Origin of the sequence: Pseudomonas canadensis, assembly GCF_030980095.1 — a bacterium.
Lineage (GTDB): Bacteria > Pseudomonadota > Gammaproteobacteria > Pseudomonadales > Pseudomonadaceae > Aquipseudomonas > Aquipseudomonas canadensis.
Map to the genome: position 1 here is coordinate 3,505,028 of NZ_CP133298.1, position 15,806 is coordinate 3,520,833.

At 60.1% G+C, this 15,806-nt stretch carries 17 protein-coding genes and 1 pseudogene; 9 read left to right on the forward strand and 9 right to left on the reverse strand.

The features are described from left to right. Window position 1 precedes the first annotated feature (1 nt). From RB216_RS15945 to RB216_RS15965, 5 genes are read right to left on the reverse strand one after another with little or no spacing between them, the layout of a single operon-like run. A complete protein-coding gene (locus tag RB216_RS15945; protein ID WP_305381286.1) occupies window positions 2–1,033 on the reverse strand; it encodes an ABC transporter ATP-binding protein in 1,032 nt (343 codons plus the stop codon). Then, window positions 1,030–1,824 carry an ABC transporter permease gene (locus RB216_RS15950; RefSeq protein ID WP_308907531.1) on the reverse strand — a complete coding sequence of 265 codons (795 nt, stop codon included), beginning with the start codon at window positions 1,822–1,824 and terminating at the stop codon, window positions 1,030–1,032. The genes RB216_RS15945 and RB216_RS15950 overlap by 4 nt, the downstream gene beginning before the upstream one ends. After that, the gene (locus RB216_RS15955; protein WP_028616544.1) at window positions 1,821–2,639 is read right to left on the reverse strand and encodes an ABC transporter permease; all 819 of its coding nucleotides are present in this window, start codon (window positions 2,637–2,639) and stop codon (window positions 1,821–1,823) included. Before RB216_RS15955 ends, RB216_RS15950 begins: the two co-directional genes overlap by 4 nt. After that, a complete protein-coding gene (locus RB216_RS15960) occupies window positions 2,640–3,644 on the reverse strand; it encodes an ABC transporter substrate-binding protein (RefSeq protein WP_308907532.1) in 1,005 nt (334 codons plus the stop codon). Then, window positions 3,628–4,647, reverse strand: a complete 1,020-nt coding sequence (locus RB216_RS15965; protein WP_122684727.1) for a LacI family DNA-binding transcriptional regulator — start codon at window positions 4,645–4,647, stop codon at window positions 3,628–3,630. Before RB216_RS15965 ends, RB216_RS15960 begins: the two co-directional genes overlap by 17 nt. 397 nt (window positions 4,648–5,044) lie before the next feature. Here RB216_RS15965 and RB216_RS15970 point away from each other — a divergent pair, with 397 nt between their 5' ends. Continuing rightward, on the forward strand, window positions 5,045–6,142 hold the full coding sequence (locus RB216_RS15970) for a carboxynorspermidine decarboxylase (protein WP_308907533.1): 1,098 nt from the start codon (window positions 5,045–5,047) through the stop codon (window positions 6,140–6,142). A gap of 28 nt (window positions 6,143–6,170) precedes the next feature. After that, window positions 6,171–7,415: a saccharopine dehydrogenase family protein gene (locus RB216_RS15975; protein ID WP_028616548.1), complete on the forward strand. Its 1,245-nt coding sequence runs from the start codon at window positions 6,171–6,173 to the stop codon at window positions 7,413–7,415. A gap of 186 nt (window positions 7,416–7,601) precedes the next feature. Here RB216_RS15975 and RB216_RS15980 read toward each other — a convergent pair whose 3' ends face one another. Continuing rightward, on the reverse strand, window positions 7,602–8,381 hold the full coding sequence (locus RB216_RS15980; RefSeq protein ID WP_028616549.1) for an IclR family transcriptional regulator: 780 nt from the start codon (window positions 8,379–8,381) through the stop codon (window positions 7,602–7,604). Between the two features lie 215 nt (window positions 8,382–8,596). Between RB216_RS15980 and RB216_RS15985 the strand changes: the two genes are divergently transcribed. From RB216_RS15985 to RB216_RS16010, 7 genes and pseudogenes are all read left to right on the forward strand, one after another. Then, window positions 8,597–9,379 (forward strand): ABC transporter substrate-binding protein, encoded by a 783-nt coding sequence (locus tag RB216_RS15985; protein ID WP_028616550.1) that lies wholly within the window; start codon window positions 8,597–8,599, stop codon window positions 9,377–9,379. Next, window positions 9,376–10,044 (forward strand): amino acid ABC transporter permease, encoded by a 669-nt coding sequence (locus tag RB216_RS15990; RefSeq protein WP_308907534.1) that lies wholly within the window; start codon window positions 9,376–9,378, stop codon window positions 10,042–10,044. Before RB216_RS15985 ends, RB216_RS15990 begins: the two co-directional genes overlap by 4 nt. Further along, window positions 10,041–10,793 (forward strand): amino acid ABC transporter ATP-binding protein, encoded by a 753-nt coding sequence (locus RB216_RS15995; protein WP_028616552.1) that lies wholly within the window; start codon window positions 10,041–10,043, stop codon window positions 10,791–10,793. The genes RB216_RS15990 and RB216_RS15995 overlap by 4 nt, the downstream gene beginning before the upstream one ends. After that, a complete protein-coding gene (locus tag RB216_RS16000; RefSeq protein ID WP_028616553.1) occupies window positions 10,790–12,058 on the forward strand; it encodes an NAD(P)/FAD-dependent oxidoreductase in 1,269 nt (422 codons plus the stop codon). The genes RB216_RS15995 and RB216_RS16000 overlap by 4 nt, the downstream gene beginning before the upstream one ends. A 127-nt stretch (window positions 12,059–12,185) precedes the next feature. Next, window positions 12,186–12,971, forward strand: a complete 786-nt coding sequence (gene mddA / locus RB216_RS16005; RefSeq protein WP_308907535.1) for a methanethiol S-methyltransferase — start codon at window positions 12,186–12,188, stop codon at window positions 12,969–12,971. 27 nt (window positions 12,972–12,998) lie between these two features. Further along, window positions 12,999–13,079: pseudogene (locus RB216_RS29985) on the forward strand (DUF6124 family protein); the annotation flags it as partial. Between the two features lie 72 nt (window positions 13,080–13,151). After that, the gene (locus RB216_RS16010; RefSeq protein WP_308907536.1) at window positions 13,152–13,655 is read left to right on the forward strand and encodes a signal peptidase II; all 504 of its coding nucleotides are present in this window, start codon (window positions 13,152–13,154) and stop codon (window positions 13,653–13,655) included. A 39-nt stretch (window positions 13,656–13,694) separates the two neighbouring features. On the opposite strand, the gene RB216_RS16015 is transcribed toward RB216_RS16010, so the two are convergent. From RB216_RS16015 to glsB, 3 genes are all read right to left on the reverse strand, one after another. Next, window positions 13,695–14,219: an ATPase gene (locus RB216_RS16015; RefSeq protein WP_308907537.1), complete on the reverse strand. Its 525-nt coding sequence runs from the start codon at window positions 14,217–14,219 to the stop codon at window positions 13,695–13,697. A gap of 214 nt (window positions 14,220–14,433) precedes the next feature. Then, entirely contained in the window at window positions 14,434–14,724 is a 291-nt protein-coding gene (locus RB216_RS16020) for a hypothetical protein (RefSeq protein ID WP_308907538.1), read from the reverse strand. 151 nt (window positions 14,725–14,875) lie between these two features. Continuing rightward, on the reverse strand, window positions 14,876–15,784 hold the full coding sequence (gene glsB / locus RB216_RS16025) for a glutaminase B (protein WP_028616557.1): 909 nt from the start codon (window positions 15,782–15,784) through the stop codon (window positions 14,876–14,878). Window positions 15,785–15,806: the final 22 nt, after the last annotated feature.

Sequence of the window (15,806 nt, forward strand, 5' to 3'; positions counted from 1 at the left end):
CTCAAGCATTCAGGGTGAACAACATGTGTGGCGCAATCGCCAGGGCAATCGGCGCTCCGACGGCGTACAGCTGGTTGTCGCTGCTGTCGACCAGCAGCGGTTGCGGGCCGCCCACATCCACCAGCAAACGGCTTTGTGCGCCCTGGAAAAACTGCGCCAACAGATGGCCGTGCAAGTGCCCTTCTCCCTCCATCACCTTCAGGTGTTCGGGACGGCAATAAACCGTGCTGGGCCGCTCGGCGGCCTGCCACGGCAACTCGCCGCCGCAGACTTTCAAGCCATGGGCCGAAGGCTCGATCACGGTGAAGGCATTGAGGTTGCCGACGAAGCCCGCGACGAAGGCGTTGGCGGGTTTCTGGTAGATGTCACGCGGGCTGGCCAGTTGTGCGACACGGCCGTGCTCCATGACCAGGATGCGGTCGCCCAGGGCCATGGCTTCGCCCTGGTCGTGGGTGACGAACACCGAGGTGATGCCAAGGCCGCGCAGCAGTTCACTCAGTTCGCTGCGCAGGCGTTCGCGCAATTGCGCGTCGAGGGCCGCCAAAGGTTCATCCAGCAACAGCACTTTCGGACGCGGCGCCAAGGCACGGGCCAGGGCCACGCGCTGACGCTGACCACCGGAGAGTTCATGGATGCTGCGCTTGCCGTGATGCTGCAAGCCCACCAGCTCAAGCAACTCGTCGCAGCGCTTGTTGCGCTCAGTCACCGACATCCCGCGAATCTTCAAGCCGTAGACGATGTTCCCCGCCACATCCAGGTTGGGAAACAACGCGTAGTTCTGGAACACCATGCCCACGTCACGTCGCTCGATGGGCAGGCGCGTCACGTCCTGATCGCCAAACAACACCTGGCCCAGATCCGGGCGCTCCAGGCCGGCAATCAGGCGCAAGGTGGTGGTTTTGCCACAGCCGGACGGGCCGAGGATCGCCAGGGTTTCGCCGCCTTCGACGGTCAGGTTCAAGTCATGCACGGCCACGGTGCCGTCGGCGAACGCCTTGCGACAGCCTTGCAGGCGGATAGTGATAGCGGTCATCGACGCTCTCCACGGGACAAACGGGCACTGATGGCCTGCAGCGCAACCAGCAGCGGCACGATCATCAGCAAAAAGATAAGGGTGTAGGCGCTGGCGATTTCCAGGCGCGCCGAGGCATAGCTGTCGGCCAGGCCCACGGGCAGCGTCTTGGTCATGGGGGTGTGGAGCATCCAGGTCAGGTTGAATTCACCCAGGGACAAGGTCACTACCATCAGCACACCGGCCAGGATTCCTGCGCGGCAGTTGGGTACCACCACACTGAAAAAGCGCTTGATGGGACCCGCACCGAGACTGGCCGCCGCTTCTTCCAGCACTGGCAGTTGCTGGCGTTGCATCACCGCCATCACCGGGCGTACCAGGAATGGCAAGGTGAACAGCACATGCCCGACCAGGATGAACGCCCAACTGCTGCGAAAGCTGCCGAACTGGCCGTAGGTGAGCAGCAACGCCAACGCACTGGCCAACCCCGGCATCGCCACCGGCAGCACCATCAATTCTTCGAAGACGCGGCTGAAGCGGTTGTTCATCCGCACCAGGGCGTAGGCCGCCGGCACGCCAATCACGCAGACACACACCGCGCAGGCCAGCGCCAATTGCAGCGACAACCACACGGTGGGCGAATAGGCCTGCCACACCTGGATCAGCCAATCGAAGGTCAAGCCACTGGACAGACCGACGAAGAAGTTGCGGGTCAAACCCGCCAGCAACGACATCAGCACCGGCACCAACATGAAGGCGCACACCAGCAGGGTGAACAGCAGTTGCAGCACAAACAACGATGAGCGCTTCACAGCACAGTCCCCGCGTTTTTCACCAGGCGCCGCGTGAGCAGCAACACGGCCCAGGTCACCGCGCCGAGCACCACCGACAGCGCGGCAGCCACGGCAAAGTTGGCGTAGTTGGTGAATACGTTGTAGATCGCCACCGGGGTGACATTCAGTCGCGTGCCCAAGGTAAAGGCCGTGCCGAAGGCGCCCATGGACGTGGCAAAACAGATCGCCCCGCAGGACGCCAATGCGGGCGCCAGGCCCGGCACGATCACGTCGCACACCACGCGCCAATGCCCGGCGCCCAGGGAGTGCGCAGCTTCTTCCAGGCTACGATCAAGGCTCTCGCAAGCGGCCATCACCGTGAGGATCACCCGTGGAATCGAGAAGTACAGGTAGCCCACGAACAGCCCTGCCAACGAGTAGGCAAAGATCCATCGTTCACCGGCCAGTTGCAGGCCCAGTGAGGCCAGCAAACCTTGACGCCCTGCCAGCAGAATCACCAGGAAGCCCACCACCACACCGGGAAAGGCCAAAGGAAAAGTGAGCAACGCCACCAGTGCCGAGCGCCCGAAAAACTGGTGCCGGGCGAGGAACACGCCGCTGATGCCGCCGATCACCAGCGCCACCAGCGTCACCACCACGGCCAGGACCAGCGTTTGCCCAAGGCTGCCCAGGTACTGCGCGCTGCTGAGCACCTGCCAGTAACCGCTGCCGTTGCTGTCGCGGCTCTCGGCGCCGAGCACCATCAAGTGCGCCAGCGGCAGCAGCCAGAACGCGAGCAGCACCGCAAAGGCCGGGGCCAACGCCCAGGCGGCATGTTTTGCCGATGCTGCCACTTACTTGACCTCGTTCAGGTAACGGGCGGCGAAGGCTTCCTGCACTGCGGCCATTTTTTCGTAGTCCACCACCCCGGCGCGGGCATAGTCGCTGTCGGGCAGGAACTGTGCGGCCACGTCAGCCGGCATTTTCATCGGGCGCACAGGGCGCAGGTAGGCCTTGGCCCAGAGTGCCTGGCCTTCGTCCGACAACACGAAGTCGAGGACCTTTTGCGCATTGGCGCGGTGCGGTGCGTTGGCCACCAGGCTCATCACGTAGGGCACGCTGATGCTGCCTTCCTTCGGGATCACAAAGTCGACGTTGGCTTTGTCTTTGTAGCGCGCGCGGTAGGCGTTGAAGTCGTAGTCCACCAGGATCGGCAACTCACCGGACAGCACCCGCGCATAGGCGGTTTGCTTGGGCACGATGGGCGCGTTCTTCGCCAACTTCTGGAAGTAGTCGATGGCGGGGGCGAAGTTGTCGAGGTCACCGCCCAGGGCGCGGTTGATCGCCACAGCCGAGACGTAGCCAACGAAGGCGCTGGAGGGATCGAGGTAACCGACCATGCCTTTGTACTCAGGCTTGAGCAGATCGGCCCAGCTTTGCGGCACCGGCAAACCACCGAGCGCGTCGACGTTGACCATGATGCCCAAGGTGCCGGAGTGGATCGCGAACCAATGGCCGGCCGGGTCCTTGAGGCCAGCGGGGATCTGGTCCCAGGCCTTGGGCTTGTAGGTGCCGACCACCTCGGCTTTTTGCGCCTGCAGGCCGAAGGTCACGCCGTAGTAAACGACGTCAGCGACCGGGGCGGCTTTTTCCGCCACCAATTGCGCCAGCGACTGGCCGGAGTTCTTGTTGTCCAGCGGCACCTGCACGCCTGTGCTGGCAGCGATGGCCTTGAGCTGGGTGCCCCAGTCGGCCCAGTCCGGCGGGCAGTTGTAGCAGATCGCGGTTTCGGCGGCCTGGGCCAGGCTGGCCGCACCGCACAGCAGCACGGCTGCCAGGGTTTTACTGAGTGCGCGCATCAAGGGTTTCCTCGTGGGGTTGAGTACTGTCGCCCGGCCGGATATGGCAAGGCAGGCAATGGGACGTCGGGGCGTTGCCGGCGATTTGCGCCAGCAGTTGGTCAATCACGGTGCTGGCCAGCAAGGCGATGGGTTGCACCACGCTGCACAGGGTTGGGTGCATCTGGGTGCCGAGGCTGATGCCGTCGAAGCCCATCACCGACAGCTGTTCGGGCACGTTCCAGGCGTTGCGGCGCAGTTCGGCGATCAGGCTGATCGCCAGGAAATCGTTGGAGCACACCAGTGCGGTGGGTGCTTCGGCGCCCTGCAGAAAAGGTGCGATGGCGGTGAATTCGGCCTGGGTGTGAGCCGGCATTTCAATCACCGGGCGGGGGTCGAGAGCGTATTCGCGCATTGCATCGCAATAACCGGCGTAGCGCAGGCGGGCACGGTCGGATTGCAGCGCAGGGCCGGCGACCATGCTGATGCGTCGATGGCCGGCTTCCAGCAGATAACGCGTGGCCAGGGCCATGCCTGCGCGGTTGTCCACCGACACGGCGCTGTAGTTGGGGTTGCTCGGTTGGTGATAAGCCAGCACGAATGGGGTTTGTTCGGTGTTCAAGCTGCTGAGCACGCTGTTGCTCTCGGCATCAGTGACCGTCAGCACCAGGCCATCGACGCGCTGGCGCAACAATTCTTCCACCACAATGCATTCGCGTTCGCTGCTGTAGTCGGTAGTCGCCAGCAACAGGCTGTAGCCCCGCGCCCGGGCGGCGCGCTCCATGGCCTGGAATTGTTCAGCAAACACCGGATTGAGCAGATTGGGCACCACCACGCCAATCAACTGGGTGGTTTGCAGGCGCAGTTGGCGGCCCAGCAGATTGGGGCGAAAACCCAGCTCACGGGCGGCGGCGAACACCTGCTCCCGGGTAGTCGGGCGCACCTGGTCGGGAGAAGCAAAAGTGCGGGCGGCGGTGGCGCGGGATACGCCCGCCAGCCGGGCTACGTCTTTCAGGTCAGTCATTGTCACTCGCTTGAGATCGATCTCATTGGCGAGGACAGTAGCGGGGGAATGTGGCAGTTCAGTGCCGAGAACATGACGATTTGATGTCATCCAAGGACTGCTGCTATGCACCTGTGGTGAGCGGGCTTGCCCCGCGCTGGGTGGCGAAGCCACCCCAATAAGGACGTCGCGCAGCTCCAGAAAAATCGTGGTGCCTGGATTTAGGGCGGCTTCGCCCCCCAGCGCGGGGCAAGCCCGCTCACTACAAAAAAACGGTGTCAGCCCCTGAACAGTCACACTCCAGCGCTACGCTCGTAAACCAAGGGCAGCAAAATCCGCCCACTAACCTTTCGATTCGATCCAAGTGCGGGCACAATGCGTGTCCTTTTTTGGCAGGCACCGCCGCAGGCTCTCAAAAATGATCAAAACGCCGTACTACCTCATCGATAAACAGAAGCTTCTGGTCAACATGCAGAAGATTGCTTACGTGCGCGAAAAGTCCGGCGCCAAGGCGTTGCTGGCGCTCAAGTGCTTTGCCACCTGGTCGGTGTTCGACCTGATGCAGCAATACATGGACGGCACCACCTCGTCGTCGCTGTATGAGCTCAAGCTCGGCCGCCAGAAGTTCGAAGGCGAGGCACACGCCTACAGCGTGGCCTGGGCCGACGATGAAATCGAAGAGATGCTGGATAACTGCGACAAGATCATCTTCAACTCGATCAGCCAGCTGCAGCGTTTTGCCGAACGTTCCGAGGGCAAGACCCGTGGCCTGCGCGTCAACCCACAGGTGAGCAGCTCCGACTACCTGCTGGCCGACCCGGCGCGTCCGTTCAGCCGTTTGGGCGAATGGGACCCCGTGAAGATCGAAGGCGTGATCGAACAGATCTCCGGCTTCATGTTCCACAACAACTGCGAGAACGGCGATTTCAGCCTGTTCGACAAAATGCTCGGCACCATCGAAGAACGCTTCGGCGCGCTGCTGCACAAGGTCGAGTGGGTCAGCCTCGGCGGCGGCATCCACTTCACCGGTGACGACTATGCGGTGGACGCGTTCTGCGCGCGCCTGAAGGCGTTCTCCGAAAAGTACGGCGTGCAGGTGTACCTGGAACCCGGCGAAGCGGCGATCACCAACAGCGCCTCCCTGGAAGTCACCGTGCTAGACACCCTCTACAACGGCAAGCACCTCGCCGTCGTGGACAGCTCCATCGAAGCCCACCTGCTGGACCTGCTGATCTACCGCCTCAACGCCAAGCTGGCGCCAAGCGACGGTGAACACACCTTCATGGTGTGCGGCAAATCCTGCCTGGCCGGGGACATCTTCGGCGAGTATCAATTTGATCGTCCGCTGGCCATCGGCGATCGGCTGTCGTTCATCGACACCGCAGGCTACACCATGGTCAAGAAAAACTGGTTCAACGGCCTGAAAATGCCGTCCATCGTAGTGAAACAACTCGACGGTACAGTCGAGGTGGTTCGTGAATTTGGTTACGACGACTACCTGTCCAGCCTTTCGTAAGCTGGCGGATAAAGGAGAGATAAAGCAATTGAAAAAGAACGTTCTTATCATTGGTGCAGGAGGTGTCGCCAAGGTGGTGGCCCACAAGTGCGCGCAGCACAACGACGAACTCGGTCGTATTGCTATCGCGTCGCGCAACATCTCCAAATGCCAGGCCATCATCGACAGCGTCAAGGCCAAGGGTAGCCTCAAGATTCCCGCCGACATCCAAGCCTTCGCGCTGAACGCCCTGGACGTGGAAGCGACCAAGGCCCTGATCCGCGAGACCGAATCGCAGATCGTCATCAACGTGGGTTCCGCGTTCCTCAACATGTCGGTGCTGCGCGCCTGCATCGACACGGGCGTTGCCTACCTCGATACCGCCATCCACGAAGAGCCGGGCAAGGTCTGCGAGACCCCGCCGTGGTACGGCAACTACGAATGGAACCACCTGGAAGAGTGCAAACAGAAGAACATCACCGCCATCCTTGGCGTGGGCTTCGACCCAGGTGTCGTCAACGCGTATGCCGCGCTGGCGCAGCAACAGCATTTCGACCGCATTGATTCGATCGATATTCTCGACGTCAATGCCGGCTCCCATGGCAAATACTTCGCCACCAACTTCGACCCGGAAATCAACTTCCGCGAGTTCACCGGACAGGTGTGGAGCTGGCAGAACAGCCAGTGGACCAGCAACACCATGTTCGAAGTCAAACGCACTGATGACCTGCCGGTCGTCGGTTCGCAGAACCTCTACCTCACCGGCCACGATGAAGTGCACTCACTGTCGAAAAACCTCGACGTGCCCAACGTGCGTTTCTGGATGAGCTTCGGCGAGCACTACATCAACGTGTTCACCGTGCTGAAAAACCTCGGCCTGCTCTCCGAAAAGCCGGTCACCACCGCCGAAGGCCTGGAAGTCGTGCCGTTGAAACTGGTCAAGGCCGTGCTGCCCGACCCGTCTTCGCTCGCCCCTGGCTACACCGGCAAGACCTGCATCGGTGACCTGGTCAAAGGCACCAAAAATGGCCAGCCCCACGAGATGTTCATCTACAACGTGGCCTGCCATGAAGAAGCCTTTGCCGAAACCGACAGCCAGGGCATCTCCTACACCGCAGGCGTGCCACCCGTAGCCGCTGCGCTGCTGGTTGCCCGTGGCGAGTGGGATGTGAAGCACATGGCCAACGTCGAGGAACTGCCGGCCGAGCCGTTCCTGAAAGCGCTGGACGTGATGGGGTTGCCGACTCGCATTAAAGACGAGAACGGTGATCGGGCTTGGGATGCGATTGCCTGATAAGCGCTCGCTGACCAAAAAAATGCGCTCCTAGGGGCGCATTTTTTGTTTTGGGCACACACGGCCACTGTAGGAGCCGGCTTGCCGGCGATTTCGTTGGGTCAGTAACAAATGCATCAGCTGACACACCGCTATCGCCGGCAAGCCGGCTCCTACAGTTGATCTGCAGCGGATGTGAGAGTGGAGTTACTCGAGGTTCCGTGCCGAATTGCTCAACGCCCGCGAACACTGCAACAACGCCGGCGCCAGCTGCCGCTCGGCATCCGCCCTGCTCCACCGACTGGTCGGCGCCACCACATGCACCGCCGCCACGGGTCGGCCATTGGCGCCCAGCACTGGCGCACCGATGGTCATATCGCCCAGGAACAGCTCCTGGCCATTCACCGCGTAGCCCTGCTCGCGCACCTGTTGCAACGATTCCAGAATCTGCCCGACGTCAGTCAACGTCTGGCTGGTGTGCGCAATGCGCTGGCTGTTTTCAATCAACACCAACGCCTCCTCCTGCGGCAACGCGCTCAAATACGCCCTTCCCGACGCCGTGCAATACATCGGCACCCGCGAACCAATCGGCATGTGCACCGGCACAAACCCTGAGCTGACGAAACGCGCGATATAGGTCATGTCGTAGCCCGCAGGCTCGGTGAGGCATGACGTCTCGCCGGTCAACCGCGTCAGCTCCGACAGAAACGGGTTGGCCACTTCGATCAACGAATGCGCATCCAGGTAACTGAAGCCCAACTCCAGCACCCGGGGTGTGAGTTGGTAATGCCGTGTGCGGGAGTGTTTCCGAAGGTAACCCAGGCTTTCCAGGGTAAACACCATGCGCTGGGCCGAGCTTTTGGTCATGCCGGCGGCTTCGGCCACCTCTGCAAGGCTCATGCTACGGCGCTGCGCGCTGAATGCCTTGAGCACCGACAGGCCTTTTTCCAGGGATTGGTTGTGCAGACTGTTGCGTTCTTCGGACATGGCGGACTCGCGGTCAGGTCGATCAGGCGTGGCGATATTTCTACCTTAAATGACAAAAATAGACCATTAAAAATCGCATATCGATACGACTGGTTCATTTTTTCTATTTTTGATAGCTAATATCGATTTTTATCAATCGAAATGGCACAGAGCTTGCGATTTCATCAATAACCGCTCGCGGTACTGACGATCCGTTTTCCTTCTGGAGTAACCCGATGAACAGTCTTTCGCCCTTGTTTCGCCGCCTTGCCTTCGGTTTGTGCGCCGCCTTTTGTGTCAGCGCCGCGCACGCAGACAGTGCGTCCTCGTACAAAGTCGGTGCAACGGCCAGTGGCTCGCCGTTTACCTTCCTCGACATCAAGAGCAACAGTATCCAGGGCGTGATGGTCGATGTGGCCCAGGCCCTGGGCAAGGCTGGCGGGTTCACCAGCCAGATCGAGCAGACCAACTTCGCCGCGCTGATCCCCTCCCTCACGTCCGGCAAGCTCGACTTCATTTCCGCCGGCATGCTCAAGACCGAAGAGCGCACCAAGGTGGTCGACTTCAGCGCCCCGGTGTATGCCTACGGTGAAGGCCTGATCATCAATGCCGACGACAACACGGCCTACCCCGACCTCACGCCCCTCAAGGACCAAGTGGTCGGCGTGCAGGCCGGAACCGTCTTCTACGACCAGTTGAACAAGCTCGGGATCTTCAAGGAGATCCGCACCTATGACTCCATCGGCGAGATGGTCCGCGACCTGTCCCTGGGCCGCATCAAGGCCGCCGTGGGAGACCAGCCCGTGGTTGCCTACCAGATCCGCCAGAAACTGTTCAAAGGCGTGAAACTGGCCCCCGACTACAAGCCTACCAACGTCGGCGAAGTGTGCCTGGTGGTGCGCAAGGGCGATGCGCAAACCCTCGAACGCTTGAATACAGCCATCGCCAGCATCAAGGCAGATGGCACCCTCGACAGCATCCTCAAGAAGTGGGGACTTGATACCCAGGTGCGTCCATGAACCCGGCCGAGTTCCTGCAAAACGCCCAGGACTTCTTGCCGATCCTGCTGCAAGGCGCCTGGGTGACTATCCAGATTACCGTCCTGTCGTTCCTACTCAGCAGCGCGATCGGCCTGGTGCTGGCGTTGCTCAAGCTGTCGCCGATCCGCGCGCTGTCGTGGACAGCCAGCACTATCATCAACGTGATCCGTGGCCTGCCGATCATTGTGCAGCTGTTCTACATCTACTTTGTGCTGCCGGACATGGGCGTGCACCTCACCGCGTTCTACGCAGGCGTGATCGGCATGGGCATCGCTTACTCGGCGTACCAGGCCGAGAACTTCCGCACCGGCATCATTGCCGTCGAACAGGGCCAGCGTGAAGCCGCCGAAGCCTTAGGGATGCGCTCGGCGCTGATGATGCGTCGGGTGATCCTGCCGCAAGCGTTTCGCATCGCCCTGCCGCCGTATGGCAACACCCTGGTGATGATGCTCAAGGACTCGTCGCTGGTCTCCACCATCACCGTCGCCGAGATGACCCGCCAGGGCCAGCTGATTGCGACGTCGACCTTCCAGAACATGACCGTCTACACCCTGGTCGCCCTGCTCTACCTGCTGATGAGCCTGCCGCTGGTGTATGGCCTGCGTCGCATGGAACAGCACCTGGGCCGGAGGAAAAAAGCATGATCGAGATTCGCCAACTGCAAAAACACTACGGCAGCCACCGCGTGCTGCACGGTGTCGACCTGGACGTGGCCAAGGGTGAAGTGGTGTGCCTGATCGGCCCCTCGGGCTCGGGCAAATCCACCTTGCTGCGCTGCATCAATGCGCTGGAAGCCTATGACGGTGGGCACATCCATGTGTTCGGCGAAACCGTACAGCGCGGCAGTAAGACCGTGCACGCCCTGCGCAGCCGCATGGGCATGGTGTTCCAGCGCTTCAACCTGTTCCCCCACCGCACCGTGCTGGAAAACGTCATGGAAGGCCCGGTGTACGTCAAAGGCGAACCTGCGCAACAGGCCCGTGAGGAAGCCTTGGTGCTGCTGGAAAAAGTCGGGCTGAGCGCCAAGGCCGACGCTTACCCGGAACAACTCTCCGGTGGCCAGCAGCAACGCGTGGCCATCGCCCGCGCCCTGGCGATGAAACCCGAGGCGATGCTGTTCGACGAACCCACCTCCGCCCTCGACCCGGAACTGGTGGGCGATGTGCTGGCGGTGATGCGCACCCTCGCCGACGAAGGCATGACCATGATCGTGGTCACCCACGAAATGGGTTTTGCGCGGGAAGTGGCCGACCGCGTGTGCTTCCTGCACGGCGGCTACATCGTCGAAAGCGGCGCAGCTGAACAGGTGCTGGGCAATCCGCAGCATCCGAGGACCCAGGACTTCCTACGGCGAGTGCTGCACCCCACTGGCGATACGCGGAGCCTGTCATGAAGTCATTGTGGTCAGCGACCGCGCCTTCGGTGGTGCGGACACCTGCGTTGAGCGAGTCGGTGAAGGTGGATGTGGCGATTGTCGGGGCTGGCTATACAGGCTTGTCGACGGCGCTGCATTTGGCCGAGCGTGGCGTGAGCGTGTGTGTACTGGAAGCTAACGAACCGGGTTGGGGTGCGTCCGGGCGCAACGGTGGGCAGGTCAACCCGACGCTCAAATATGACCCGGAGCAACTGGTGCAAATGTACGGATCGGCGCGCGCAGAGCCATTGATCTCGACTATTTCGAGTTCGGCCGACCTGGTGTTCAAGCTGATCGAAAAGCACGGCATCGATTGCGCGCCGGTACGCAAGGGCTGGATGCAGGTGTCGTACAGCGAAAAAGGCGTCGCCGGGTTGCACGTGCGGGCAGATCAGTGGGCCCGGCGGGGTGTGCCGGTGCAGCGGTTGGATGCAGCAGCGGTGGCTTCGCGGATGGGCAGTGACGCCTTTGCCGGTGGCTGGCTGGACGGCCGGGCCGGGGCGATTCAGCCGTTGGCGTATGCTCGTGGGTTGGTCGGTGCGGCGTTGGCGGCGGGTGCAAGGATTCATGGACAGAGTGCGGTGACGGGGTTGCAGCGTCAGGGGTCCGGCTGGCAATTGCAGACCGCCTCCGGGGCGCAGGTGACCGCCGACCAAGTGGTACTCGCGACTAATGGATACAGCGGCAACCTGTGGCCGGGCATGGCGCAAAGCATCCTCGCTGCGAACAGTTTCATCGTCGCCACCAAGCCTTTGACGGGGCACGCGGCCGAAAGTATTTTGCCGGGCCAGGAAACCGTTTCCACCGCACAAAGGCTGCTGCTGTACTTTCGCAAAGACAGCCATGGGCGCTTGCTGATGGGCGGACGCGGGCTGTTCAACGATCCCACTTCGCCCACGGATTTTGCTCATCTGGAGCGTTCGTTGGCACTGCTGTTTCCGCAGTTGGGGCCATTGGAATTCGAATACCGTTGGGCTGGGCGTATCGCAATCACCCGCGACTTCATGCCCCATGTCCACGAACCGGCACCGGGGCTCACGTTGGCACTGGGTTGCAATGGCCGTGGGATTGCGTTGTGTACCAGCCTTGGACAGCAATTGGCGGGACGGTTGTGTGACGGCAAGGCAGAATTTGCCTACCCGGTGACGGCGTTGCAGCGCTTGCCGATGCATGGGTTGCAGCGGTTTTATATTGGGGCTGGGGTGGCTTGGTACAGCCTGCTGGATCGGTTGAACATCGGTTGAATCGCCAAATACTCTAAAGAACTGTCAACACTCACAGGTTACCCAACCCACACACTCCGCTAGTCTGAGCCAGTCGAGCTCATTTCTCGACTGGCCCCCCGTTCACCATGCGCGAAAGGAATCGTCCATGAACCCGCAAAAAAACGCCTACAACCTGTCGGTACGCGTGGTCGGGCTGGTGTATAGCCTCGGTTGCTACTTGGTTTTCCTGGTCACATTCCTTTACCTGATTGGCTTCGTGGGTAGCATCGCGGTGCCCAAGAACATCAACGATGGGCCACTCATCGACTGGCCACTGGCAGCATTAGTCGATGGTTTGCTGGTTATCCTGTTTGGTCTCCAGCACAGTCTGATGGCGCGTAAAAGCTTCAAGAGCCGGCTGACCGCACCCATTCCGACGGCGGCTGAACGTTCCACCTATGTGTTGCTCAGCAGTCTGGTACTGGGGGTGATGTTCTGGCTGTGGTACCCCATCAACTTCCCGGTATGGCGTGTCGAAATACCTTGGGCCAGTGCCTTGATAACGGGGCTGTTCTGGATGGGATGGGCCATTGTCTTACTGGCGACGCTGTTGATCAGCCATTTCGAACTGTTCGGGCTCAAGCAAGCAATTGACCGCTGGCGCGACACAACGCAACACGCGCCCGTGTTCAGGACCCCACTGTTGTACAAGCTCGTTCGTCACCCGCTGTACCTGGGGTTCCTGATTGCCTTCTGGGCTACGACTGACATGACGGTCGGGCATTTACTGTTCTCGATGGGCCTGACGGTCTATCTCTTTATCGGTGCTTACTTTGAAGAGAGGGACCTGGTGGTGTTGTTTGGTGATAGATATCGGCAGTATCAGGGAGAGACCAGCATGATTTTGCCGGTGCCGAAGAGACGGTCCAAGGGGCGGAACACAGACTCTTAATCGCCCCTGAGCCCCCCTGTGGCGAGGGCGCTGGGCATCTGCCGTCTGCTGGAAGGTGTGCAACTTTTAGTGAACAAGGCATTGGATGACGCTCATCCAACCGCCTGAACGTAGACGACATAAGGCGCCTGAGCTATCTTCGGACGCCTTATCGATCGACCCGGAACAGGAAGTTACCGCTTGAGCATGTCGTCCCTACTGCGAAGCCGCACCTTTGCCCTCTTCGCAGGCATCGCCTTTATTGCCATAGACCAACTCGTCAAACTACTGGCCTTGGTTTCACTGCAGGCCAACAGCTTCAAATTCGGCGCCAGCCCAATCAACCTCGCGCTGGAACTGAGCCTGAACCCAGGCGCCTTCCTCAGCCTGGGCGCTGCACTACCGGCGCAGGTCAAACAGCTGATCTTTATCGTGGGTGTGGCGGTCGTGGTGGCTTGGGCGATGGGGTGGTCACTTTCCAACTGGAGCCAATCGCTGCGTAAAGTCTTGCCGCTGTACGCAATTGCGTTGGGCGGTATCGCCAACCTGATCGACCGCGTCTTTCGTGACGGGCATGTCGTCGACTACATGGTGTTGAATGTAGGGCCGACACATACCGGCGTGTTCAATATTGCTGATATCGCAATTACGGCCGGTGCGATTTATTTAATGATCGACTTATTGGTACGACCGCGAAGGGCATAGTTCGATGAGCACATTACGTAAAAGAAGGCGTCTCACCTTCTACGTCAACTTATCGATCACGTATTGCTGAAACCAGGCAGGCTGCGTATCCGAAACGATATCGATATCCTCACCTTCGGTAATTTCCGCAAGCTGAGCGAAACTAGGCTCACCGTCTTGCGAGTTATCAAAGATATAAGCTCTGTTTGAAAGCAATACAGCGTCGGAGAGATTTTCCAGCGAGCGCTTGTAACGAGAGCGAATTTTGTCCGCAGGAACATCATGTCCCCCGATTGATGCCCTATACGCAACCCGCGCAACATTGATATCGGCATCCGCAGTGGCGACGTAGTAAACGTATACCCGATACCCAGCTGCTTTCGCCTGCCGCAGCAACTCTATCTTGCTGCTATCTGACATGACGGTTTCAAAGGTAAAACTCACCCGTTCTTCAATCAAAGAAACTCGAACAAAGTCAGACAACGCAGAGGCTATATAGGAGTCCACCTGCCTTGAGGGAAAAGCGATTCGATCGCCGTCCACGACTAAGTCTTCCAATTTGGCAAGGGAATCGGGAAATTTCAAAGTAGCGTATGACCGCGTAAGAACGGAATCGCCCGTCTGGCATATTGATCGAGGCCAAATGCAGCGAATTCAAAAGCTCCCGTTTCGCGGACGCTCAACTCAATTGCATCAGGGTTGATGTAGTTCACCAGCAAATGAGCCGGAACTTTCGAGTTGAACGTGCTCTTTCCACTCCCGTTCGGTCCGGCGAACATCCGGCCCCTGGGGGTGGTACTCAAGCCTGAATCTGCGCCTGGGTAGACCGTCGATCCAAGAGAGACTTCTTGGTTTTCAAGCGGGTGCCCGCCTTGAGAGTGCCGTAGGTTTCCACGGGGCGGATAACGAACGTTTCTGTATTTGAAACTTTCACCAGCTGGCCGGCACGGACCACAAGCACAGATTCGCCCTTGGAAAGGGCAACCTCGTAGGCATCTCTGAATGCCTTGGCTGCAATAGAGGGAATACTCGATTCTTGAGCAAGAATCTGCGCTTCGGTGATTTGTGGCTTAACTTTTTTACGTGACATGCTGGTCTCCGGCTCAGGACGGGGGCGGATCAATGGCGGTTAGCATAGATCACCTCAAGCGTCGAACGCAGATTCGACTTTACCTCAATGTGTGTCCCGTGTCCTCACCCCGCCGTGCGACCCGGTGTTTACGCGCTTCCCATTCGATCTCTCAAAACACCGACCACCCAATCCGCTCACTCAACAACTCCAACGCTTTCATTCCCGCCAGCGAGTTCCCCGCCGCGTTCAACTCCGGTGACCACACGCACACCGTAAACTGCCCCGGCACCACCGCGACGATCCCGCCCCCTACCCCGCTCTTGCCCGGCAACCCCACGCGATAGGCAAAATTGCCCGCCTCGTCATACAGCCCGCTGGTGGCCATGATCGAGTTGACTTGTTTAGTCTGGCGCGCGGTGAGGATCTGCTCGCCGCTGTGAGCGCTCACGCCTTCGTTGGCCAGGAAGCTGAACGCCCGCGCCAGATCCAGGCAGCTCATCTGCAACGCGCAGTAGTTGAAGTAACTATGCAACACCGCATCCACATCGTTGTGGAAGTTACCGAACGACTTCATCAGATACGCCATGGCCGCGTTGCGCGCACCGTGTTGCGCCTCGGATTCCGCGACGATGCTGTTGACCAGGATCTGCGGGTTGCCCGACAGGCGCCGGACGAAATCACGCATCGACAAGATCGGCACGGCGAAGCGCGATTGGTTGATGTCGCAGATCACCAGCGCGCCGGCATTGATGAACGGGTTACGCGGGCGGCCGCGTTCAAATTCAAGCTGCACCATGGAGTTGAACGGCTGCCCGGAAGGCTCGTGGCCCAGGCGTTCCCAGATGGTTTCGCCGCCGTGGTCGATGGCTTGCACCAGGCTGAACACCTTGGAAATGCTCTGCACCGAGAACAATGTATCGGCGTCACCGGCGCGGTAGGCGGAGCCGTCGTTGCCGTACACGGCGATGCCGATCTGGTTGGCGGGTACATCGGCGAGCGCGGGGATGTAGTCGGCGACTTTGCCGAGGCCGATCAGTGGACGAACTTCGTCAAGGATCGAGTCCAGCAGCGCCTGCATGTCTTGTCCTGTCATCTGTCTT

Coding starts and splice junctions, on each gene's coding strand:
- RB216_RS15980 (WP_028616549.1), bottom strand. CDS start 8,381: ATGTCCGAAGAACGCAACAGTCTGCACAACCAATCCCTGGAAAAAGGC.
- RB216_RS15985 (WP_028616550.1), top strand. CDS start 8,597: ATGAACAGTCTTTCGCCCTTGTTTCGCCGCCTTGCCTTCGGTTTGTGC.
- RB216_RS15990 (WP_308907534.1), top strand. CDS start 9,376: ATGAACCCGGCCGAGTTCCTGCAAAACGCCCAGGACTTCTTGCCGATC.
- RB216_RS16020 (WP_308907538.1), bottom strand. CDS start 14,724: ATGTCACGTAAAAAAGTTAAGCCACAAATCACCGAAGCGCAGATTCTT.
- mddA (WP_308907535.1), top strand. CDS start 12,186: ATGAACCCGCAAAAAAACGCCTACAACCTGTCGGTACGCGTGGTCGGG.
- glsB (WP_028616557.1), bottom strand. CDS start 15,784: ATGCAGGCGCTGCTGGACTCGATCCTTGACGAAGTTCGTCCACTGATC.
- RB216_RS15995 (WP_028616552.1), top strand. CDS start 10,041: ATGATCGAGATTCGCCAACTGCAAAAACACTACGGCAGCCACCGCGTG.
- RB216_RS15965 (WP_122684727.1), bottom strand. CDS start 4,647: ATGACTGACCTGAAAGACGTAGCCCGGCTGGCGGGCGTATCCCGCGCC.
- RB216_RS15970 (WP_308907533.1), top strand. CDS start 5,045: ATGATCAAAACGCCGTACTACCTCATCGATAAACAGAAGCTTCTGGTC.
- RB216_RS16000 (WP_028616553.1), top strand. CDS start 10,790: ATGAAGTCATTGTGGTCAGCGACCGCGCCTTCGGTGGTGCGGACACCT.
- RB216_RS15960 (WP_308907532.1), bottom strand. CDS start 3,644: ATGCGCGCACTCAGTAAAACCCTGGCAGCCGTGCTGCTGTGCGGTGCG.
- RB216_RS15945 (WP_305381286.1), bottom strand. CDS start 1,033: ATGACCGCTATCACTATCCGCCTGCAAGGCTGTCGCAAGGCGTTCGCC.